At 70.1% G+C, this 20,344-nt stretch carries 22 protein-coding genes; 14 read left to right on the top strand and 8 right to left on the bottom strand.

From position 1 onward, the window contains the following. Positions 1 to 4 precede the first annotated feature (4 nt). The 8 genes from MTF65_RS29915 (at position 5) to MTF65_RS29950 (ending at position 7,153) form a co-directional block, all read left to right on the top strand. Positions 5 to 697 carry a DsbA family protein gene (locus MTF65_RS29915; RefSeq protein WP_243632131.1) on the top strand — a complete coding sequence of 231 codons (693 nt, stop codon included), beginning with the start codon at positions 5 to 7 and terminating at the stop codon, positions 695 to 697. Positions 698 to 937: 240 nt separating this feature from the next. After that, positions 938 to 2,149 (top strand): aminotransferase class I/II-fold pyridoxal phosphate-dependent enzyme, encoded by a 1,212-nt coding sequence (locus MTF65_RS29920; protein ID WP_243632132.1) that lies wholly within the window; start codon positions 938 to 940, stop codon positions 2,147 to 2,149. After that, a complete protein-coding gene (locus MTF65_RS29925) occupies positions 2,139 to 2,663 on the top strand; it encodes a DUF6190 family protein (RefSeq protein ID WP_243632133.1) in 525 nt (174 codons plus the stop codon). Before MTF65_RS29920 ends, MTF65_RS29925 begins: the two co-directional genes overlap by 11 nt. An 11-nt stretch (positions 2,664 to 2,674) precedes the next feature. Beyond that, positions 2,675 to 3,463, top strand: coding sequence for a dihydrodipicolinate synthase family protein (locus tag MTF65_RS29930; protein WP_243632134.1), 789 nt, complete (start codon positions 2,675 to 2,677; stop codon positions 3,461 to 3,463). Continuing rightward, positions 3,460 to 4,311: an iron-containing redox enzyme family protein gene (locus MTF65_RS29935; RefSeq protein WP_243632135.1), complete on the top strand. Its 852-nt coding sequence runs from the start codon at positions 3,460 to 3,462 to the stop codon at positions 4,309 to 4,311. Before MTF65_RS29930 ends, MTF65_RS29935 begins: the two co-directional genes overlap by 4 nt. Then, on the top strand, positions 4,311 to 4,688 hold the full coding sequence (locus MTF65_RS29940; protein ID WP_243632136.1) for a Rieske (2Fe-2S) protein: 378 nt from the start codon (positions 4,311 to 4,313) through the stop codon (positions 4,686 to 4,688). Before MTF65_RS29935 ends, MTF65_RS29940 begins: the two co-directional genes overlap by 1 nt. Then, a complete protein-coding gene (locus MTF65_RS29945) occupies positions 4,685 to 6,139 on the top strand; it encodes a cytosine permease (RefSeq protein ID WP_243632137.1) in 1,455 nt (484 codons plus the stop codon). Before MTF65_RS29940 ends, MTF65_RS29945 begins: the two co-directional genes overlap by 4 nt. Before the next feature lie 45 nt (positions 6,140 to 6,184). Beyond that, on the top strand, positions 6,185 to 7,153 hold the full coding sequence (locus tag MTF65_RS29950; protein WP_243632138.1) for a PDR/VanB family oxidoreductase: 969 nt from the start codon (positions 6,185 to 6,187) through the stop codon (positions 7,151 to 7,153). Between the two features lie 27 nt (positions 7,154 to 7,180). Here MTF65_RS29950 and MTF65_RS29955 read toward each other — a convergent pair whose 3' ends face one another. From MTF65_RS29955 to MTF65_RS29965, 3 genes are all read right to left on the bottom strand, one after another. Further along, positions 7,181 to 7,582, bottom strand: a complete 402-nt coding sequence (locus MTF65_RS29955) for a hypothetical protein (protein WP_243632139.1) — start codon at positions 7,580 to 7,582, stop codon at positions 7,181 to 7,183. 298 nt (positions 7,583 to 7,880) lie between these two features. Next, positions 7,881 to 8,072, bottom strand: coding sequence for a DUF397 domain-containing protein (locus MTF65_RS29960; protein WP_243632140.1), 192 nt, complete (start codon positions 8,070 to 8,072; stop codon positions 7,881 to 7,883). A gap of 13 nt (positions 8,073 to 8,085) precedes the next feature. Further along, positions 8,086 to 8,937: a Scr1 family TA system antitoxin-like transcriptional regulator gene (locus MTF65_RS29965; RefSeq protein ID WP_243632141.1), complete on the bottom strand. Its 852-nt coding sequence runs from the start codon at positions 8,935 to 8,937 to the stop codon at positions 8,086 to 8,088. A gap of 242 nt (positions 8,938 to 9,179) precedes the next feature. Between MTF65_RS29965 and MTF65_RS29970 the strand changes: the two genes are divergently transcribed. Further along, a complete protein-coding gene (locus MTF65_RS29970; RefSeq protein ID WP_243632142.1) occupies positions 9,180 to 9,587 on the top strand; it encodes an ATP-binding protein in 408 nt (135 codons plus the stop codon). 266 nt (positions 9,588 to 9,853) lie between these two features. On the opposite strand, the gene MTF65_RS29975 is transcribed toward MTF65_RS29970, so the two are convergent. From MTF65_RS29975 to MTF65_RS29985, 3 genes are all read right to left on the bottom strand, one after another. Further along, positions 9,854 to 11,596 (bottom strand): hypothetical protein, encoded by a 1,743-nt coding sequence (locus MTF65_RS29975; RefSeq protein ID WP_243632143.1) that lies wholly within the window; start codon positions 11,594 to 11,596, stop codon positions 9,854 to 9,856. After that, a complete protein-coding gene (locus MTF65_RS29980; RefSeq protein WP_243632144.1) occupies positions 11,593 to 12,348 on the bottom strand; it encodes a hypothetical protein in 756 nt (251 codons plus the stop codon). Before MTF65_RS29980 ends, MTF65_RS29975 begins: the two co-directional genes overlap by 4 nt. A gap of 374 nt (positions 12,349 to 12,722) precedes the next feature. Next, positions 12,723 to 13,649 (bottom strand): cyclase family protein, encoded by a 927-nt coding sequence (locus tag MTF65_RS29985; RefSeq protein ID WP_243632145.1) that lies wholly within the window; start codon positions 13,647 to 13,649, stop codon positions 12,723 to 12,725. 117 nt (positions 13,650 to 13,766) lie between these two features. Here MTF65_RS29985 and MTF65_RS29990 point away from each other — a divergent pair, with 117 nt between their 5' ends. The 4 genes from MTF65_RS29990 to MTF65_RS30005 all read left to right on the top strand — a co-directional run bounded on the left by MTF65_RS29990 (position 13,767) and on the right by MTF65_RS30005 (position 17,699). After that, complete coding sequence (locus MTF65_RS29990; protein WP_243632152.1) at positions 13,767 to 14,678, top strand: SDR family oxidoreductase; 912 nt, start codon at positions 13,767 to 13,769, stop codon at positions 14,676 to 14,678. A 15-nt stretch (positions 14,679 to 14,693) separates the two neighbouring features. Further along, complete coding sequence (locus MTF65_RS29995) at positions 14,694 to 15,944, top strand: acyl-CoA dehydrogenase family protein (RefSeq protein ID WP_243632146.1); 1,251 nt, start codon at positions 14,694 to 14,696, stop codon at positions 15,942 to 15,944. Between the two features lie 4 nt (positions 15,945 to 15,948). After that, positions 15,949 to 17,016, top strand: a complete 1,068-nt coding sequence (locus MTF65_RS30000) for a Zn-dependent alcohol dehydrogenase (protein ID WP_243632147.1) — start codon at positions 15,949 to 15,951, stop codon at positions 17,014 to 17,016. 125 nt (positions 17,017 to 17,141) lie between these two features. After that, on the top strand, positions 17,142 to 17,699 hold the full coding sequence (locus tag MTF65_RS30005) for a hypothetical protein (protein WP_243632148.1): 558 nt from the start codon (positions 17,142 to 17,144) through the stop codon (positions 17,697 to 17,699). Here MTF65_RS30005 and MTF65_RS30010 read toward each other — a convergent pair. Further along, positions 17,689 to 18,300: a flavin reductase family protein gene (locus MTF65_RS30010; protein ID WP_243632153.1), complete on the bottom strand. Its 612-nt coding sequence runs from the start codon at positions 18,298 to 18,300 to the stop codon at positions 17,689 to 17,691. The two genes, MTF65_RS30005 and MTF65_RS30010, sit on opposite strands and share 11 nt — an antisense overlap. A 196-nt stretch (positions 18,301 to 18,496) precedes the next feature. Here MTF65_RS30010 and MTF65_RS30015 point away from each other — a divergent pair, with 196 nt between their 5' ends. Then, positions 18,497 to 19,288: a VOC family protein gene (locus MTF65_RS30015; protein WP_243632149.1), complete on the top strand. Its 792-nt coding sequence runs from the start codon at positions 18,497 to 18,499 to the stop codon at positions 19,286 to 19,288. Positions 19,289 to 19,309: 21 nt separating this feature from the next. Here the strand turns inward: MTF65_RS30015 and MTF65_RS30020 are convergent, their stop codons facing one another. Continuing rightward, positions 19,310 to 20,122, bottom strand: coding sequence for an enoyl-CoA hydratase/isomerase family protein (locus MTF65_RS30020; protein ID WP_243632150.1), 813 nt, complete (start codon positions 20,120 to 20,122; stop codon positions 19,310 to 19,312). Between the last annotated feature and the right edge of the window lie 222 nt (positions 20,123 to 20,344).

Below are 20,344 nucleotides of genomic sequence, written 5' to 3' on the forward strand. Positions count from 1 at the left end.
CCCGTTGACCGCTGCATCCCTGACACCGCCGCCCGGCATCATCACCGTCTTCTCGGACATCTGGTGTTCCTTCGCGCACATCGGCATCCACCGTCTGCACGCCACGCGCAAGCGGCTCGGACTCGAAAGCCAAGTCAGCTTCGACCTGCGGGCCTTCCCCCTGGAGCTGCTCAACGACGCGCCCAGCCCCCGCCCCGGAACCGACAGTGAAGTGGGCCGGATGGCCAGTCTGGAGCCGGCCGCCGGCTGGCAGCTCTGGCAGGCCAAGGACTGGCTCTACCCCTCCACCACGCTGCCCGCGCTGGAGGCGATCCAGGCCGCCAAGGAGCAGTCCCTGACGGCGTCCGAACAGCTCGACCTCGGCCTGCGGAAGGCCTTCTGGGCCGAGTCGCGCACCGTCAGCCACCGCAAGGTCATCCTCGACGTGGCCGCGGAGACCGGCGTCGTCGACGTGACGGCGCTGGCGGAGGCCCTGGACGACGGCCGTGCCCGCAGCACCCTCTCCGGCCAGGCCGCGATCGCCCGTACCGAGGCGGTCAGCTGCAGCCCGCACCTGTTCCTGCCCGACGGCACCGACTGGGCCAACCCCGGGATCGACGTGCGCTGGGAAGGCTCCTACGGCATCGGCTTCCCGGTGATCGAATCCGACGACCCGAAGATCTACGAGGACCTTCTCCTGGCGGCCGCAACGGGCTGAGCGGGGCCAATCGGGCGAACAACAGAAGAAGTTCGGAGAGCGGCCGAGAATTCCAGGTTCTGGAGTTCCCGGCCGCTTTTTGTCGCGCGTAAAACATCACGGTGATTATCAGATTCGTAACCCCCATGTGATTCATGCTTTCGAGTGATTTCTGTAGCGTTTCCGATGCGTTGCTGAAGGCGTTCATTCGATCCGCCCGGCGACCGGGACTTTCCGCAGGAAACCACAGGGAGAATTCTCATGCCCGAGAACGAGACCACCGTCGTGTCGTCCGAGAGCGGCTCCGGGAAGGCAGACGTCAGTACCTTCGTCGACCTCACCCAGCACGAGATCGAGGCGCTGAAGACCCGGTACAACCTGGCGGACGCGCACACGCACCAGCGCCAGTCCCCCAGTCAGGACGCGATCGTCGCCCGGCTCCCCGAGCTCTGGTACGAGTCGGAGTCCAAGCAGCAGGCCCACTTCGAGGCCAAGTTCATCGACGCGTTCTTCCGCCTGCACCGCCAGCCCACCGCCCGCGCCATGGGCCGCACCTTACTTTCGTACTCCGCCAGCGTCTCCACCATGGTCGCCGGCATGTACCTGAAGAAGCGCGAGATGTCGGTGGCGCTGGTCGAGCCGTGCTTCGACAACCTCGTCGACCTGCTCCGCAACATGCAGGTGCCGATATCCCCGCTCCCCGAGCAGGCGCTCCACGAGACCGCGAAGATCTACGACTCGCTGGTGGAGAACGTCACGGCCGACGCGATCTACCTCGTGGACCCCAACAACCCGACCGGATTCACCCTCCTGGCCCAGGAGCTGGAGGGCTTCCGCGAGGTCGTGCGGTACTGCGTCGACCACAAGAAGATCCTGGTCATGGACTTCTGCTTCGCCTCCTTCGCGCTGTGCGACGACTCGATCGGCCGCGTGGACATCTACAAGCTGCTGGAGGAGTCCGGCGTCACCTACATGGTGATGGAGGACACCGGGAAGACCTGGCCCATCCAGGACGCCAAGTGCGCCATGATCACCGCCAGCCTGGACATCCAGGAGGAGGTCTACAACCTCCACACCAGCGTCCTGCTGAACGTCTCGCCGTTCGTCCTCAACATGGTCACCGAGTACGTCGAGGACTCCATCGCCGACGGCTTCGGCTCGGTGAAGGAGATCATCACCACCAACGGCGCGGCGGCCCGCGAGGCCATGCAGGGCACCATCCTCGAATTCCAGGAGCCGGTGGTCGGCACCTCCGTCGCCTGGTTCAAGATCCTCTCCGACGAGGTCACCGCCACCGAGCTCCAGGCCGTCCTCTTCGACGAGGAGGTCTACGTCCTGCCCGGCACCTTCTTCTACTGGAACACCCCGGCGCGCGGTGAGCGGTACGTGCGCATGGCCCTCGCCCGCAACCCCGAGGTGTTCGCCGGCGCCATGGACCGTACGAAGAAGGTGCTTGAGCGCTATGCCCGCTGACTCTTCCGGCGTCTTCATCGACGCCACCGTGTTCATGGGAATGCACAGCGACGACCAGGCGATCCGCAGGGCCTGCAAACGCTTCTTCGCCGGCCGGCTCACCGGCGGCGGCGTGACGATGAGCTGGGAGCAGGTCGGCCGCTGCGACGACCTCGTGTGGGGCTACAGCCGGGAGGTCCAGGACGCGTACTACCCGTTCATGGACGTCCTGCACACCGAGATGACCATCGTCCGTACCGGCTACACCGAAGAGGACGCCGGCCGTGCCTTCACGCTGCCGGAGCTGGCCGGGCTGCCCAGCCACGAACGGCTCGTCCTCGGCCAGGTCATCTCCCACTCGGGACTGCTGTACACCGCCAGCCCCCGACTGACCCGCCTGACCGGCCGCGACGGGCTCCCGGTCGCCGCCGTCCCGGCGGCGCGGGACGGCGAGGGCGAGGACACCTTCCCCGAGCACCTCGAAAAGCTCTACCAGGACTCCCTCGTCCTGACCGTCGCATCGCACACGCTATGAGGAGCACGGCCATGTATTCAGGCACGATCGTCCCGCTCATCACCCCGTTCGACGAAGACGACACCGTCGACGAGCAGAGCACGGCCCGCCTCATCGACCACGTCCGCACCGAGGTCAACGGGCTGATGCCGGCGCTGACTTCCGGTGAGGGCTGGAAGCTGGACGAGCGGCAGTGGACGGACATCGTCACCTACACCGTCCGCCACTCCGGCGACCTTCCCGTGCTCGTCGGGATCCAGCTCCCCGACACGGCGACGATCATCGAGCGCGCCCGCCGCGCGATGGACATCGGAGCCGACGCGGTGGTGGTCACCACCCCCTTCGGCAAGGGCGTCACCCAGGACGACATCGTCGAGCACTACCGGGCCATCCGCGGCGCCACCGGCGCCCCGATCTTCCTCTACAACGAGGAAGCCCTCTCGGGCAACAAGATCGAGCTCGACACCCTGCTGAGACTGTGCGAGATGCCCGGGATCGTCGGCATCAAGGAGTCCAGCGGCGACGCGTCCTTCACCGTGAAGATGGCCGAGGCGGGCACCGGCGTACCGGTCTTCGAGGGCTGGGAGAACCTGATCTCCGCCGCCTCCGGGATCAACGGCTTCATCGGCCCGCTGGCCAACCTCGAACCCGCCCTGTGCAACGCCATCCTGGTCGACCCCTCGCCGGAGCGTCAGGCCGAGGTCAACGCCACGTGCGAGAAGTACGGGGTGTTCAAGGACGACTGGTACCGGTGGGTCAAGAAGGAGCTGCACGCCCGCGGCATCATCGCCACCCCCGCGGTCCACAGGGAGCTGCGATGAATCCGACCACCGTCGCCGCAAGGCTCCAGCGGGACAAGACGCAGCGGGAGCTGTACGAGCTGTACCGGCAGGTTCCCGACGTCGAGGGCTACGGGACCATGCTCGCCATCGAGGAGCAGTGGATCCTGCCGATGGCCCGCGCCTACGAGGCCGACGCCCCGAGGTTCTCCTCCACGGCGGAGCTGCTGGAGGGGCTGAAGGAGTTCCTCGCCGCGGAAGAGGCGCAGCTCGCCGATATCTCGGACAATCACCGGTTCCTGGCGAACGAGGCCACCCTCGAACAGTTCAAGGTGATCGTGCGGGAGTTCGCGCTCGACGGGCTGACCGAGTCGGAATCCCTGCTGCCCGTCGTGCCCCGGCTGCCGTACCGGTCGGGTATGGCGGTCTTCCGGGTCCTCATCGACGAACTGGGCTGCGGCAACGACGAGAAGTCCCACTCCCAGCTCTACCGCGACCTCCTGGACGAGCTGGAGATGAGCACCGAGCTGGACAGCTACCTCGACGGCACGTCGCCGGAGAGCTACGCCTACGTCAACATGTTCCACTGGCTGGCCAGCCGCGCCGGCTCACCCCAGTACTTCCTGGGCGCCTACGGCTACTTCGAGACCAGCGTGCTGTACGGGTTCCAGTCCTTCGCCCGCGCGGCCAAGCGGCTGGGCATCCAGCGGGACGCCTACTACACCGAGCACCTGTACATCGACTCGTACCACAGCAACCACATGCGTACCGCGATCCGGTCGCTGGAGGAGCCGGATCTGGCGAAGATCTGGGCCGGTGTACGGCTGGCCAGTGACATCGTCGGGAACGCCACCGAGGCGGCCATCACCCGGGCACGGAAGGTCTCCTGATGGGCTCCGACGGTTCGATCCGAGGGATCCGAGGGATCCGAGAGATACGGGAGATCAGCGAGGACCTGGTGCTCGTCGAGGTGGCGGGCCGCAAGGTCCTGGCGGCGGCCCGGTGCCCGCACCGGCAGGGCAAGCTGAAGTTCGCCCGCGTCGACGGCGGCAGGCTGACCATCACCTGCCCGCTGCACTACTCCACGTTCGACCTGGCCACGGGCGCCCGTACCGCCGGGCCGGCGTGCGACCCGCTGCGGATCGTGGACACGCTGCCGGAGTCGCTGTCCGACTGGCCGGCGGACTTGCTGGACTCGCTGTCCGACGTACCGGCGGGTCAGGACGGGCCGGAGACCGGGCCGGAGACCGGGCGGGACGGAACGTGAGCGCGCTCCACGAAGGGGCGGCGCCGACGGCGGTGCCGCCCCGCCCGTCCCCGCCCGCGGTGGACGGCATCGAGCCCATACCCGAGGCGGAACGCACCTCCCGGCCGGCGGACTTCGGGTGGATCTGGCCTTCGGCCCAGTTCTCCTTCGGCACCGTGGTCATGGGCGCCCTGCCCGTCATGTTCGGCCTCGGCTGGTGGGGCGCCATCAGCGCCATCGTGGTCGGAGTCGCGATCGGTACCGCCCTGCTGGCTCCCCTCGCCCGCCTGGGCGCCCGTACCGGAACCAACGACCCGATCGCGTCCGGCGCGCACTTCGGGGTGCGCGGCCGCATCATCGGCAACGCCATCACGATCGTCACCGCGCTCGGATTCTTCGCCATCGCCGTATGGACCGGCGGAACCGCCATCATGGTCGCCGGCAACCGGATGGCCTCCACCCCGACGGGGCCCGGCGCGCTGACCGTGGCCATGGTGGTCACCGCGGGCGTGGTGGCCTTCGTCGCGGTGCGCGGGCACACCGTACTGGTGCGCACGTACAAGATCACCGCGGTGATCGGCGGGATCGTGCTGATCGGCACGGTCCTGGTGCTCTCGCCCCAGTTCGACGCCGGGTACGCGGGCGGTGAGTACGCACTGGCCAGCCCGCTCCACACCTGGTTCCTGGCGGCGACCGCCTCGGCGACGGTCCCCCTGTCCTACGCCACGTTCCAGGGCGACTACACCCGTTACATGCCCTCCGCCACCGCGCCGGGGAAGCTGGTGCGGTACTCGGGCGTGGCCATGTTCGTCAGCACTGTCGCCGCCCTGGGCACGGGCGCCTACGTGAGCACCCTGCTCTCCGGCCCGCAGGCGCCCTGGCTGCAAGGGCTCACCGAAGCGGTGCCGGGCTGGTTCGCCGTCGTCGTGGTCGTCTTCGGCTTCGCCGGGACCATCCCGCAGGGCGCCGTGTGCCTGTACGCGGCCGGCCTGTCGGCGAACTCGATGTTCTGGCGGGCTTCACGTGCCGTCGTGACGGCGGCGGTCGCCCTGCTGGCGCTGGTCGTCCTGTACCTGGGGGCCGTGGCGTACGACGCCATGGAGTCCATGGGTGCCTTCGTGACGCTCCTGCTGACCGTCGTCGCCCCGTGGGCCGCCGTGCTCACCGTCGGCTACCGCCTCCACCGGGGCCACTACCGGGCCCAGGACCTGCGGGCCTTCACCACCGGCGGGGGCGGGCTGTACTGGTACACCCGCGGCGTCAACGCGCGGGCGGTGGCGGCCTTCGCGGCCGGATCCGTCATCGGCGCGCTGTGGGTCAACAACCCGCTCTACGTCGGGCCGCTGACCGAGCTGACCGGCGGCGTCGATCTCAGCCTGCCCGTCTCCTTCGCGCTGACGGCCGCCGTGTACGGCCTGCTGTGCCTCGGATGGCCCGAACCCGGGCAGCTCCAGCGACCCGGCCACTCCTGAAACCTGAAACCTGAATCTGAAACCGACGGAAGGTTCCCCGTTCCCATGCTCGACGCCGTTCCCTCGCTGCGACTCAAGGTCCGGGAGGCCGTCCCCGAGGCCGACGGCGTCCTCGGGATCGTGCTCGTGGACCCCTGGGGGACGGAACTCCCCCCGTGGGAACCCGGGGCCCACCTCGAAGTCCGCCTTCCGTCCGGGCGGATACGCCACTACTCGCTCAGCGGCGACCCCGGGGACCGGAGCGGCTACCGGCTGGGCGTCCTGCGCGAGCCGGACGGGAGGGGCGGATCGGAGGAGCTCCACACCACCCCCCTCGTCGGACGCCTGCTCGACGTGCGCGGCCCGGTCAACCGCTTCCCCCTCGTCCCCGCCGACGGGTACCTCTTCATCGCCGGCGGGATCGGCATCACCCCGATCCTGCCCATGGTCCGCGCACTCGCGGCGGCCTCCTCGCCCCCGTGGCAGTTGCTGTACGGCGGACGAACCCTGGCATCCATGGCCTACCGCGAGGAACTCACGGCCCTCTCAGCCCTCACGGGCCTCGCGGGCGGCAATGTCGCCTTCGCCCCCCAGGACACCCACGGACTCCTGAACCTCGACGACGCGCTCAGCGGCCTGCCGGACACCACCGCCGTCTACTGCTGCGGCCCGAACGGCCTCATCGAGGCCGTGGAGCGACGCGTGCCCGCCGCCACCCTGCACGTGGAACGCTTCACCGCCCCCACGGACCCCACCGCCCCCACCCCGGACGCCTTCGAGGTGGAACTGCACCGCACCGGCCGGGTCCTTCAGGTCCCGGCGGACCGCAGCCTGCTCGACGTCGTCCGCGAGGCGGTCCCGTCGGTGCCCTCCTCCTGCGAGCAGGGCATATGCGGCACATGCGAAACCAAGGTCCTCGCCGGCACCCCGGACCACCACGACACAGTCCTGACCCCCGCGGAACGCTCCTCCGGCACCACGATGATGATCTGCGTAGGCCGCTCAAAATCCCCCCGCCTGACCCTCGACCTCTAGGGCGTCGGCCTCATCGCTCGGCGGACGTCAGAGCGACGGGTGCGCGATGGACAGGGAGAGGTAGTCGACGGGGCGGACGCGCCATTCGGTGCGGATCCCGTTGCGCAGGACGATGCTGAAGCCGGCGACCTCGCCGCGGTGCAGGGCCGCGAGGGCCTGGATGCGGCCGCCGCCGTCGGACCATGCGAGGGCGCGGTCCACCTCGGTCGGGGACAGGGCGAAGGGGTGCGTGGTCCGGATCTGGACCCGGATCAGGCGGACGGCCTCCTCAGGGGTGTCCAGCATGACGCGGTCGAGGAGTTCGGGGGGCTGGGCGTACGCGTCGGCGTAGCAGAGGGCCTCGAACCAGTAGCCGGAGCGGATCGCAGCCGTGGCGTCCCGGGCGGGACGGGCCGGGGCGGCGGACGGGGTGTGGTGTCGCGCGAGCATGCGGATCACTCCTGCCGGTGCGGCGGGGCCGCCCCCTCCGGGCCGTGACGAGCGACCGAGAGGGGGCGGCGTTGATCTCCCGTCAACTGGCGCAGGATTGGCGGGAGTTGCCAGCCTCTGGTCTGCGCCGCGTGGTGCGCGATACCGGAGGTGGCGTGCTTGGAAGGTAGCGTCAGCCGGAGGTCCGTATCAACTGTTTGACGTCTAAAGAGTGAGACGGCATATGCCAACGCGTGGTACGCGCAACAGAACGGCTCCCCGCCCACAAGAGGGCAGGGAGCCGTGGGTTGCGGACCGCTTAGGCGAGGTCGTCAAACTCGCCGGCGGCAGCTCCGTCGATGAACGCCCGGAGCTTGGCTCGCGAGGTCTTGATGATCAGTCCGGGGTCGTCGCTCTCCCGGATGAGGACCTCGCTGCCCACGACGGCCACTTCGAGGCAATTGCCTTCGGCGTCCGTCGACTTCGAGGATTTGCGCCACTGAATATCCACTGTTCCCACGCCTTCATACTTGTTGCGCCATTTCGCGAATGAAGTCACGCGACCGTGCGGGGTCGTACGACTTCTCTTCGGTCCGGTCCAGGACCGCCCGATAGTTGGCGAGCCGCGTCTCGGCATCAAGAAACGCGGGGCCGGTTGCGGTGTCCGTCTGCACCGTGTCGAGCTGCGGGACCGGGCCGTGCGCATAGAGTGTCGAGCTTCCCGCGTACGGGAAACCTCCGACCCGGAAGGGAATCACCCGTACGGTCAGGTTGTCCCGTTCCGACTGCTTCAGCAGGTAGTCGAGTTGCTGCAACGCGATCGCACGGCCGCCGTACGTCATGCGCAAGGCCGCCTCGTGAATCAGGAAGGTGCAGGCCGGGGAGTCCGGACCGTCGAGGACATCGCGGCGCTTCATCCGGTGTGAGAGCCGCCGGCGGAGGTCTATCGGCCGCAGGGGCGGAACGGCCTCCTCGAAGACGGCCCGCGCGTAGTCCTCCGTCTGCAACAGGCCCGGCATGTGCATGATCTGCACGGTGCGGAGCGCGACGGCGTGATGTTCGAGTTCGGACAGGTCGAGCTGCCCTGCGGAGAGGTCGTCGCGATAGTCGTCCCACCAGCCGCGGCCGCGTTCTTCGGTCATGGCTGCCAGTGCGTCGACGTAAGCCTGGTCCGGGCACCCGTAGTGGCTGGCCCAGGTGCGGACGCGTTCGCTGCTGACGCCGAACCGACCGCTCTCGATGTTGCTCATCGCGGTTCGGTCGGTGCTGAGTTGCGCCGCCGCCTCGGTGAGTGAGATTCCTGCCTGCTCCCGGATCTTCCGCAACTCGGCGCCCAGCCTCCGCTGCCGCGCGGTAGGAGCCTTCCTCGGTGGCATCGGCGTCCCCTCCTGTCGGCTCCCAGTGTGACGCGTCGGCTCGCGTGGGGTCCACTGCGTCGCATCAATTATCCGAAACCGTAAAACAGTTGTTACGGATCCCGCTACAGTCGTGCTCAGTACCGCGCCGCACGCCGATCGAGCGAAGTGCAGCCGCTGACACGCGCCTTGGGGCGGGTGTCACCTGGGGGCGGCCAATGCCACGCAAGGGCAGGCAGCGCGAATCCGGACCGCGTTGGGAGATGAACGTGATGAACGCGAGCGACTTAGGGCTCAGCTATCGGATGGTCGCGCCCAGTCGGGCCGATACGCCTCGGATCGCGCGGGAGTGGGTGGCGCTGGTCCTGCGGGGCGCGGGGTGTGAGCATCTCGTGGAGGCGGCGCGGCTGTGCACCTCTGAGGTGGTGACCAATGCCCACCGGCATACGCGAACCGCTTTGATCGCCATCGACGTCGCCGTCATGCGCGGGCAGGTGACCGTTGGGGTGTGTGACAGCGGGCCCGTCGGGCGGCTGTCGCGGGAAGGTCCGGGCGGTGGGGTGCTCGATACGCGGGGCCGCGGGCTCGCGCTCGTAGGGGCCTACGCCGACGACTGGTCGGTGGTCGTAGGTGAGGGCGGGAAGCTGGTGTGGTTCAGACTCGCCGGCTGAGGGGGCGCGGCCCCCGCCGGGACGGAAGAGGTCGGCGCCGAGGTCATGGGGCGGAATGCGGTTCTTGGGCTTGTGGGGGCCTACCGTCATCCGTGCTGCACTTGCCCTCCGCACGCGACACGGGGCCCCGGCCGCGGCCGGAGCCCCGTGGGGTTCCTCTTCCTCGTCGTCCTCGGGGGCGTCCGGGTCCCGCGGGCGCGGCCCCGGCCGGGCCCGCTGGTGGTGATGTCGAACTGGTGGCGGCCCAGGAGGTTGATGTGCCGGTGCTAGCCGCTTGGCGTTGGGGACGGTGGTGGCGACGATGGTGCGGTGCTCGGGCAGGTCGATCCGCCGAGTGACTTCGGGATGTACACGCCGCCGCTGCAGGGGGCTACCTGGTAGATGAAGAGGGAGCCTTGGGTTCCCATCATGTACACGCGGCCGCCGTAGCCGATGTTGATCAGGCTTCCCGAGGTCGTCGCGGGGGTGGCGTCGCCCTGGGCGAGGGTCTTACCGGTCTTCTCGTCCAGCCACATCAGGGTTTCCTGGTAGTTGGAGTCCTCGGCGAATGCCTTCGCGGGCGTGTTGTCGAGGACGTTCTGGGTGAGGAGCACCCGTTGGTCGGCCGGCCCGATCGTGACGAAGTAGTCGCCCATGGTGATGTCGTCGCGCTGCCACTTGACCTTCATCTCACCGGTTGTCTGGTCGATGTGTACGGCCCAGATGCCCGGAACGAGCCAGTCCTGCATGAAGATCAGGCTGTTCTCGGGGTCGGTGGAGAAGGAGGCCAGGGTGTTGCTCGTGCTCGCGCCGCGGACCGGCATCTTCTCGCCCCACGGGCACAGCCGGCCGGAGACGTTCGGGTCGTCCTGGCTGACCGCGAACGCACAGATGGGAACCGTCTTCGACGGGTTGGCGTTGGAGTTGGCGATGATCCATTTGCCTACCGCCGCGGGGGCAGCCCCCGGGCCCTGGCCCTCCAGCAGGTACTTGGGTGCCCAGGACGTGTCCTCGGTGAGCTTCTTCGTCTCCGGGTCCCAGCGGACGCGCATGAGGGTCTCGGTCCCGGAGAGGTAGGCGTAGATCTTGCCCTTGTACGTCGTCACGATCGTCCGGGCCACGATGGCCTGGCTCAGCTTGATCTCGTCGACGACCGCGAGCGTGACCGGGTCGAGAACCGCAATGGTCGTCTTCGGGTTGGCGTCGGGAGCCCCGGGGCACGCGCCCAGCGCGAAGTTGCCGTAGGTGCGGCATCCGGGTACGCGGTTCTGGGTCTTGATCAGGATGTGGCCCTGCGCGTCGGGCACGATGTGGAACCCGTCGAAGTTGGCGTCGGTCTGCGGCCCGTCGAGCATCGGCACTTCCTCGTGGGCGAGGATCGCCCCCGAAACGGGGTCGAGCCGGTAGACGTGAGGGCCGTACGCCGCGTAGACGCCTTCCTTGCCCACGGCCATGCTCGGGGCGGGGTTCCACTGGCCGTTGACGTTGATGTTCAGCAGCGGCTGACGCCAGATCTCCCTGCCGGTCGAGGGGTTGAACTTCGACACGTACGGTCCGGGCGAGTAGGCCTCCAGCCCGCTGCTCCCGGCGATCAGGTAGGCGTCGTTGGGGCTGCCGAAGGTGACGAAGACGATGCCGCCGGGGTAGTTGGTCTCGGACTTGTACCTGAGGACCTGGTTGGGTCCGCTGGAGTCGCCGGTCCATGTGGCGCACGGGTAGACGCCGCTGTGGATCGCGTCGGTGTGCTCGGGGGCCCCGATCACCGGCGGGTAGTTCGCCATGTTGTTGGCAGGGTCGGCCGCGTAGGTCTTCATGCAGGCGACCTCTTTGGGGATCGCGTTCAGGTCACCCACGAGCGGCCCTGTGTTCGCCAGGGGACTCTCGGCGAACCCGCTGAGGTTGTTCTTGATCTGGGGCGTGGCGCCCTTCAGCAGCGGCAGGATGATGAGCACGGCGAGGACCGCGATGGCGACGGCCACTTCGAGGACCGGCTTGAGAACGCGCCAGAGACGATGCCAGAACCCCTTCATGCTCCTGCCTCCTCGGTCGTGGAGCGCGGCGGTGCCGGCTCACTCGCCATGGATGACTTGGTTTTGCGGTATTCCTGGAGGGTGAGGACGCCGCTCGCGAGCAGCACCCACACCACGAACGCGGCCCACCAGGCCCACAGGCCCAGTGCCCCGGTGGCGGGGTTGAGGATGCCGCTCACCCAGAAGGGGCTGATGAACGCCAGTACCGACAGCACCGCGGCGAGCAGCGCGAGCCATCCCAGCCAGCGGCCCATCACTCCGGTGTGCAGGATCACCTTGCCCACGGCGAAGAAGAACAGCGAGAGCACACCGCCGCCGAGCGCGAAAAGCACCGCTGAAGCGGTGAACAGCGCCGGGACCGCGTCGGCCTGCGCCGGGCTCGTCGTGAGCAGGACCGCGTACGTCAGTGCGAGGGCCACCAGCATCAACGCCGAACCGACACCCGCCCCGACCAGTGCGATCGTCGCGCCCCGCGCCGGCCCGCCCTCGGCCTCCCGCAGTACCCTCCACAACGATCCCAGGAACCACAGGAACAGCGCGATCCCCAAGGTGGTGAACAACACCTGGAGCCTGGCATGGTTCAGATTCTCGGAGTAGAAGTCGTTTACCGTCTGCGCGTTCTGGACCGACGGGTACGGCGTGCCACCCGTGGGATCGGTAAGCATGAACATGATGAACGCGACCACGAACATCACGGCCGCGAGCAGCCCGCTCCCCGCCCCCGATTGCTCCCAGCTGCGGCGATCATCCACGGAACCGCTCCTCTCCCGCACTGCGGCGCCCACGGCGATGCCCAGTCGCGTACGACGTGGGGCGCCAGTCGGCCGCCCCTTGAACGCCACGGAGACGGTATCGCCGGATCTGTTCATGTTAGGGAGAGTGAAGGCGCCGAGATTTGCATTCCACCGCTCCGGGGCGAGTCGCCGAGGAACCGAACCGCACCTGTCATGAAAGCTTCAGATGCAGCCTCGCAGAGGTCCAGGCGCACGCGCTGCGACCGATCCCCGGCGACGCCCAGGCGGGGGCGTACGCGTACCCGGCGGTGGAGCGCACTGACTTGTCAGGGAAGCTCAACAACGCGCCAGGCCGAGGGATTTGTGCGCAATCGATCAAACTCCGAGGGGTCTCAGAGGATCGCGACCGGGGAGACCGGGGTGCCTACCGCGCCGACGAAGGGTTCCGGCATCGCGGAGAGCAGGAACGTGTAGCGGCTCTCTTCCGCACAGGCTGTGGACAACTTTTCGAGATCCCAGTTCTGGCCCTGGTGCATGCCCATCTCGACCAGGTCGAGGGCGTGTACCGGCAGCCAGAGGTTGTCGATCTCCGGCGGGAAGATCTCGAAGGTCAGGGTGTCGTTGGCGACGGCCGCCACGTCCCGCGCGTGGAACCACTGGGGCGTACGGACGGACAGCCCGGGCGACGGGAAGCCGTAGCCGTGTTTGTCGCCCGCCAGGTAGACCTGGATCTGGCCGGTGCGGACGAGGACGATGTCCCCGGGGCGGACGGTGACCCCGCCGAACTCCTCCGCTTCCGCGAGGTCCTCCGGGGTCACCGCGTGGCCGCCGGGGAGCCGGTCCAGGCCCTTCGCGCGGGCCACGTCGAGCAGGGCGCCGCGCGAGACGATGGGGCCGGCCTTGTCGATGCCGCTGAACCGCGCCCGCGCGTGCGCCGTGATGGTCCCGGCCGGGCGGCCGTTGTAGATCTTCCCCGAGTGCGAGACGTGGGTCAGCGCGTCCCAGTGGGTCGCGGCCTGGAGGCCCATCGTCACGGCGTCGTCGCTGCACGCCACCGTGCCCGGGCCGAAGATCTCCTGGTTGATCTGCACCATCGTGTGCAGGGGGTTGATCCGGCCGGGGATCAGGCCGGCCTGGACCCCGTCCTCCTTGAGCGGGAGCGCGAGCGGGATCCGGCGGCCGGTGCGGATCTCGGAGGCGGCCGCGCGCACGACCTCGTCGGTGATCAGGTTCAGGGTGCCGATCTCGTCCTCGGCGCCCCAGCGGCCCCAGTTGTTGACGCGCTTGGCGATGTCGTGGAACTCGGCGGGCAGTGACATGGGCCTCAACAGCTCCTTGCGTGGAAACGGCAACGAGGGCTTGTGCTCGCGTATCGAGGTGCCCATAGAATCTAACGGTCCGTCAGAAAATGCGGGAAGGGGCCGGACGTGGGGAACGTGGGGAACTTCTTGACAGGCAAGGTCGTCGCCGTCACCGGCGCGGGCCGGGGCATCGGCCGGGCCGTGGCGCTCGCCGCCGCCGCCGAGGGGGCCAAGGTCGTCGTCAACGACTACGGCGTCGGCATCGAGGGCGGGGAACCGACCAGCGAGATAGCCGAATCGGTGGTGAAGGAGATCACCGCCGCCGGCGGCGAGGCCGTCGCCGTGGCCGACGACATCTCCACCATGGAGGGCGGCCAGCGCATCGTGGACACCGCCCTCGCCCGGTACGGGCGCATCGACGGCGTCGTCTGCGTGGCCGGCATCCTGCGCGAGCGGATGCTGTTCAACATGTCCGAGGAGGAGTGGGACCCGGTGGTCGCCACCCACCTCAAGGGCACGTTCACCGTCTTCCGCGCCGCCTCCGCCGTCATGCGCCGCCAGGGATCGGGCACCCTCATCGGCTTCACCAGCGGCAACCACCAGGGCTCGGTCGCGCAGGCCAACTACAGCGCCGCCAAGGGCGGGATCATCTCCCTCGTCCGCTCGGCCGCGCTCGGCCTGCACAAGTACGGGGTCACGGCCAACGCCGTCGCCCCCGTCGCCCGTACCCGCATGTCGGCCAACGTGCCCATGGAGCTCAAGGAGATCGGCGAGCCCGAGGACGTCGCGGCGCTCGTCACCTACCTGCTCAGCGAGCGCGCCCGGGCCGAGGGCATCACCGGGCAGGTGTACACCATCGCCGGCCCGAAGATCGCCGTCTGGGCGCAGCCGCGCGAGCTGCGCGCCGGGTACGCGGAGGGCTCCTGGACCCCGGAGAAGATCGCCGACTTCCTGCCCGGAACGGTGGGCACGGACCCGATGCCGATGCTGGTCCAGCTGGAGGCCATGGCCAAGGCGGCGGCCGCCAAGGACCGCCCCAACGCGTAAGGGGGGCGAAACCGGATGGACTTCAGCTTCGGGGCCGAGGACGAGGAGCTGCGCGCCCGTGCCCGCGCGTGGCTGACGGAGCACCTCGTGGGCCCGTACGCGCGGGCGACCGGCCTCGGCGGGCCCGGCAGCGAGCACGAGGGGGTCGCCGCGCGGCGCGCGTGGGAGCGCGAGCTCGGGCGCGGCGGCTGGATCGGACAGGGCTGGGAGGTGCCCGCCGGGGCGTACGGACAGCAGCGGCTCTCCCTCACCGGTCAGGTGGTGTGGGCCGAGGAGTACGCGGCGCTGCGCGCCCCCGGCCGGGTCGGCCACATCGGCGAGAACCTCCTCGCGCCGACGCTGATCGCCTACGGGAGCCAGGAGCAGCGGGACCGCTTCCTGCCCGGGATCGCGCGGGGCGAGGAACTGTGGTGCCAGGGGTACTCGGAGCCGGGCGCCGGCTCCGACCTGGCGGGGGTCCGTACGGTGGCGGTACGGGAGTCCCGTCGAGGGGCGGCCGGGCTCTTCCGGGTCACCGGGCAGAAGATCTGGACCTCGCTCGCCCGGGACGCCGACTGGTGCTTCGTACTGGCGCGTACGGAGGCCGGGTCCAAGCGGCACCGGGGGCTGTCGTTCCTGCTGGTGGCGATGGACCAGCCGGGGCGGGTGGACGTCCGGCCGATCCGGCAGATGTCCGGGACCTCGGAGTTCAACGAGGTCTTCTTCGACGGGGCGGTGGCGGCGGAGGTCGTCGGCGGCGAGGGCGAGGGCTGGTCCGTGGCCATGGGGCTGCTCGCCCTGGAGCGGGGCGTATCGACGCTGGTCCAGCAGATCGGATTCGCGGCGGAGCTGGAGCGGGTGCTGGCGGCGTTCGCGGCCTCTGGCGGCGCGGGGGCCTCCGGCGGCCTGGGGGACTCCGCCCCGCGCGACGACCCCGTCCTGCGGGACCGCCTCGTGCGGCAGTGGGCCGAGCTGCGCACGATGCGGTGGAACGCGCTGCGGACGCTGGGCTCGGTGGGCGACGACGACGGGGCTCCCAGCGTCGCCAAGCTGCTGTGGGGCGGGTGGCACCGGCGGCTCGGCGAACTGGCGGTGGCCGTGCGCGGCGCGGCGGCCTCGGCCGGGCCGGCGGACTGGGCGCCCGGTCTCCCGTACGAACTCGGGCTCGACGAGGAGCAGCGCCTGTTCCTGTTCACCCGCGCCGACACGATCTACGGCGGCTCGGACGAGATCCAGCGGAACATCATCGCCGAGCGCGTGCTCGGCCTGCCCAGAGAGACGCGGTGAACGCATGAGAGGCGTTGTGTTCGACGGCAAGCGGGCTCAGGTGGTCGATGATCTGGAGATCCGGGACCCGGGGCCGGGGGAGGTGCTCGTCGCGATAGCGGCGGCCGGGCTGTGCCACAGCGACCTCTCGGTGATCGACGGGACGATTCCGTTCCCGCCCCCGGTGGTGCTGGGGCACGAGGGCGCGGGGGTGGTGGAGGCCGTCGGGTCGGGCGTGACGCACGTGGCGCCGGGGGACCATGTGGCGCTGTCCACGCTCGCGAACTGCGGGGCGTGCGCGGACTGCGACCGGGGGCGGCCGACCATGTGCCGCAAGGCGATCGGGATGCCGGGGCAGCCGTTCTCGCGGGGCGGGGAGCCGCTGTTCCAGTTCGCCTCCAACTCGGCCTTCGCGGAGCGGACGATCGTCAAGGCGGTGCAGGCCGTGAAGATCCCGGCGGACATCCCTCTGACGTCGGCGGCGCTGATCGGGTGCGGGGTCCTGACCGGGGTGGGGGCCGTGCTGAACCGGGCGCGGGTCGATCGCGGGGAGTCGGTCGTGGTGATCGGCACGGGCGGCATCGGGCTGAACGTCCTCCAGGGGGCGCGGATCGCGGGGGCGACGACCATCGTCGCGGTGGACGCGAACCCGGCGAAGGAGGCGGTGGCCCGGCAGTTCGGGGCGACGCACTTCATCGACGCGTCGGCGGTGGCGGACTCCTCGGCGGCGGTGCGCGAGATCCTCCCGACGGGCGCGGACCACGCCTTCGAGTGCGTGGGCAACGTGAAACTGATCCGCCAGGCCATCGACCTCCTGGACCGGCACGGGCAGGCGGTCCTGCTGGGCGTGCCGGGGTTCAAGGAGGAAGCGTCGTTCACGGTCTCGTCCATGTACCTGGACAAGACGATCATGGGCTGCCGGTACGGGTCCTCGCGCCCGCAGCGCGACATCGCGCTGTACGCGGAGCTGTACCGGCAGGGGAAGCTGCTGCTGGACGAGCTGGTGACGGAGGTCTACCCGGTCGAGGACTTCGCGAAGGCGGCCGACGACGCGCACCACGGGCGGGTGGCGCGGGGGGTCCTGACCTTCTGACCGGTTGAGTCCTGCGCCGGCGGCGCCCGGCCGCGCGGGAGGCGGCCGGGCGCCTCCCGAACTGCGCCATTCCGCCAGTCAGACAGTCGGACAGGTTCGGCGGGCGTGACCTAAGATCACCCCTCATGGCCACAGTGATCGTGACGGTCGTGCTGGCCTTCCTGGGCTACCTGACGACGTACCTCAACGGACTGCGCCTCGCGCAGCGCCAGGCCCGACTGGCACGGGTCAACCAGCAGCTGAGCGACTTCTACGGGCCGTTGTTCGCGTTGATGGAGTCCAACAGCCGTACGTATGACACGTTCTCGGCGACGTACGCGCGGCCCGACGGCCGGGACCCGTTCCAGCACGAGATCCCGCCCAGCGAGGAAGAGCTCGCCCAGTGGCGCACGTGGGCCACCACCGTCTTCATCCCGACCATCCGGGCCATGCGGGACGTGGTGGTCGGCAAGGCGGATCTCCTCATCGAGGAGGAGATGCCACAGGTCCTGCTCCAGCTCTGCGCGCACGTCTCCGGCTACGAGATCACGGCGGCGCGGTGGGCGGCGGGCGACTACGAGGAGCACCTGTCGCTCATCCCGTTCCCGGGGCGGGAACTGCGGGAGTACACGCGGGACCGGTTCGCCCGGCTGAAGGCCGAGCAGTCGCGGCTGCTGGGGCGTCGGTACGGCCTCAGTCGCTGAAGCGGCCGAACTTCCCCTTGTGGAAGAGGAGCGGGCCGCCCTCGCCGGCCGCGCCCAGGGCCTCGACGCGGCCCACGACGATGAGGTGGTCCCCGCCGGTGTGCACGGCGTGGATGCGGCAGTCGATCCAGGCGGGCACCGCGTCGAGCTGCGGTGACCCGGTCACCGGGGCGGGGGTGTGGGTGACCCCGGCGAACTTGTCGGCGCCGCTGACGGCGAACGACCGGCACAGCTCGCCCTGTTCGGCGCCGAGTATGTTGACGCAGAACACTCCGGCGCGGGCGATCCGGGGCCAGGTGGTCGACGTACGGGCCACCATGAACGTCACCAGTGGCGGGTCGAGGGACAGCGAGGCGAAGGACTGGCAGGCGAACCCGGCCGGGCCGTCTTCCCCCTCCCCGGGCGGGGCGGTGATGACCGTGACGCCGCTGGCGAAGTTCCCGAGCACGGCGCGGAATTCGGCGGGACCGACGGGCGCGCGTTCATCCTCGCCGACGGCCCTCAGCTCGGGCCGCGGGTGGGGTTCGATTGGCTCCGGCCCCGCCGCGGCGGAGGTGGGGGAGCCGACTGACCTGAGGTACCGGACGACGGTGGCCGCCATCCCCGCATGTCCCATCACACCGTCGATTGAAGCTGACGGTGCGTCAGATGGGAAGGGGTGGGAACGTCCAAGGTCTCCCGGGCTTGGGCCGGACGGGTGAAACGGCGGGGGTGGCAGGGCCCGTACGGCGGGGCGCCCCGCGGGAGGTCGGCATCGTGGCCTGCGGCCCGATCCACCCGTCACCCTGGAGGACCCCATGCTCGGCACCGACTTCCGCCAAGGATCGCCCAACTGGCTCGACCTCGGAAGCCCCGACATCGAGGCCGCCGCCGCCTTCTACGGGGAGCTCTTCGGCTGGCGGTTCGTCTCCGCCGGGCCCGAGGCCGGCGGGTACGGGTTCTTCCAGCTGGGCGGCAGGACCGTCGCCGCACTCGGGCCGCTGACCGATGAAGGGGCCACCTCCGCCTGGACGGTCTACTTCAACGCCGAGGACATCCAGGCCACCGCCAAGGCCGTCAAGGCGGGCGGCGGCAGGATCCGGACGGAGCCCATGGACGTCATGGGCGAGGGCTGGCTGGCGCAGGCCACCGACCCGCAGGGCGCCGAGTTCGCCCTCTGGCAGCCGGCCAAGACGGGCGGGCTCCAGCTCACCTCCGCCGACAACACGCTGGTGTGGGTGGAACTCCACGTACCGGACCCCGGCGCGGCCATCGGCTTCTACGAGGGGCTCTTCGGCTGGCGTCACGAGGAGATGCGGGCGCCCGGGATGACGTACCGCGTGCTGAGCACCGCCGACGGCGACCAGCAGCAGAACTCCTTCGGCGGGGTCGCCCCGCTCGGCGACGAGGTGAGCGGCGCCGGGTCGGCGCGCTGGGTGCCGTACTTCAACGTGCCGGACGTGGACGCCACGGTCGAGGCGGCCGACGCGAACGGCGGGTCCGTGCTGATGCCGGCGGCGGACGTGCCGGACGTCGGGCGGATCGCCTGGCTCGCGGACCCGGCGGGGGCGGTGTTCGCGCTGCTGAAGCCGAACCCGCGGCAGGGGTAGTCCGGGCAGCCGCCGGGCGGCTCAGGCTCCGCGGTACTTGGGCGTGCGGCGTTCCACGAAGCTCGCCACGCCCTCGTTCGCGTCGGCGGTGGTCATGTTGATCTCCTGGGCGGTGGCCTCGGCGGCCAGTGCGGCCGCCCGGTCACTGTCGAGGGAGGCGTTGACCAGCTGCTTCGTCAGCCACAGGGCGCGCGTCGGACCCTGCGCGAGGCGTTCCGCCCATGCGCGGGCGGTCGCCTCCAGGGCGTCGGCCGGGACCACCTTGTTGACCAGCCCGAGGCGCTCGGCCTCCGCCGCCGGGACGGCGTCGCCGAAGAACATCAGCTCCTTGGCCTTCTGCGGGCCGACCAGGCGGGGCAGGAGGTACGCGCCCCCGCCGTCCGGGACCAGGCCGCGGCGCACGAACACCTCGATGAAACGGGCCGGTTCGGCGGCGATGACGAGGTCGCAGGCGAGGGCCAGGTGGGCGCCGATGCCGGCCGCCGTGCCGTTGACGGCGGCGATGACCGGCTTCTCGCAGTCGAGTACGGCGGTGATCAGGCGTTGTGCGCCGAGGCGGATTACGCGTGCGACGTCGCCGGCGACGCGTTCGCCGGTGCCGGTGCCGGTGGTGGGGGACCCGCGGAGGTCGGCGCCCGCGCAGAAGCCCTTGCCGGTGGCGGTGAGTACGACGGCCCGTACGGCGGGATCGGCGGACGCGTCCGCGAGCAGCGCGATGACGCGCTCGCGCTGCTCCCAGGTGACGGCGTTCATGGCCTCGGGGCGGTTGAGGGTGATCCACGAGACGGCGCTCTCGACGCGGTGGAGGACGTCGTCCTCGGGGGCCGGGGTCATGGGGTGAACTCCGTTCGGGTGGGCGGGCACACTTCAGCCGCGCCGGCGTTTGAGGCGTGGGGGTCCGGGGCGGAGCCCCGGGGAACGGTGGAAGGGTGGGGCGGGGTCGGGCCGGGCCGGGGGGGGGGGGGGGGGGGGGGGGGGGGGGGGGGGGGGGGTGGGGGGTGGGGGGGGGGGGGGGGGGGGGGGGGGCGGGGCCGGGCCGTCGCCGCCCCCCCCCCC

Source organism: Streptomyces sp. APSN-46.1 (assembly GCF_022815725.1).
Taxonomy (GTDB): domain Bacteria; phylum Actinomycetota; class Actinomycetes; order Streptomycetales; family Streptomycetaceae; genus Streptomyces.

Coding starts and splice junctions, on each gene's coding strand:
- MTF65_RS29955 (WP_243632139.1), bottom strand. CDS start 7,582: ATGCTCGCGCGACACCACACCCCGTCCGCCGCCCCGGCCCGTCCCGCC.
- MTF65_RS29975 (WP_243632143.1), bottom strand. CDS start 11,596: ATGAAGGGGTTCTGGCATCGTCTCTGGCGCGTTCTCAAGCCGGTCCTC.
- MTF65_RS29970 (WP_243632142.1), top strand. CDS start 9,180: ATGAACGTGATGAACGCGAGCGACTTAGGGCTCAGCTATCGGATGGTC.
- MTF65_RS29965 (WP_243632141.1), bottom strand. CDS start 8,937: ATGCCACCGAGGAAGGCTCCTACCGCGCGGCAGCGGAGGCTGGGCGCC.
- MTF65_RS29935 (WP_243632135.1), top strand. CDS start 3,460: ATGAATCCGACCACCGTCGCCGCAAGGCTCCAGCGGGACAAGACGCAG.
- MTF65_RS29995 (WP_243632146.1), top strand. CDS start 14,694: ATGGACTTCAGCTTCGGGGCCGAGGACGAGGAGCTGCGCGCCCGTGCC.
- MTF65_RS29950 (WP_243632138.1), top strand. CDS start 6,185: ATGCTCGACGCCGTTCCCTCGCTGCGACTCAAGGTCCGGGAGGCCGTC.
- MTF65_RS30015 (WP_243632149.1), top strand. CDS start 18,497: ATGCTCGGCACCGACTTCCGCCAAGGATCGCCCAACTGGCTCGACCTC.
- MTF65_RS30000 (WP_243632147.1), top strand. CDS start 15,949: ATGAGAGGCGTTGTGTTCGACGGCAAGCGGGCTCAGGTGGTCGATGAT.
- MTF65_RS29920 (WP_243632132.1), top strand. CDS start 938: ATGCCCGAGAACGAGACCACCGTCGTGTCGTCCGAGAGCGGCTCCGGG.
- MTF65_RS29930 (WP_243632134.1), top strand. CDS start 2,675: ATGTATTCAGGCACGATCGTCCCGCTCATCACCCCGTTCGACGAAGAC.
- MTF65_RS30020 (WP_243632150.1), bottom strand. CDS start 20,122: ATGACCCCGGCCCCCGAGGACGACGTCCTCCACCGCGTCGAGAGCGCC.
- MTF65_RS30005 (WP_243632148.1), top strand. CDS start 17,142: ATGGCCACAGTGATCGTGACGGTCGTGCTGGCCTTCCTGGGCTACCTG.
- MTF65_RS30010 (WP_243632153.1), bottom strand. CDS start 18,300: ATGGCGGCCACCGTCGTCCGGTACCTCAGGTCAGTCGGCTCCCCCACC.
- MTF65_RS29985 (WP_243632145.1), bottom strand. CDS start 13,649: ATGTCACTGCCCGCCGAGTTCCACGACATCGCCAAGCGCGTCAACAAC.
- MTF65_RS29925 (WP_243632133.1), top strand. CDS start 2,139: ATGCCCGCTGACTCTTCCGGCGTCTTCATCGACGCCACCGTGTTCATG.
- MTF65_RS29940 (WP_243632136.1), top strand. CDS start 4,311: ATGGGCTCCGACGGTTCGATCCGAGGGATCCGAGGGATCCGAGAGATA.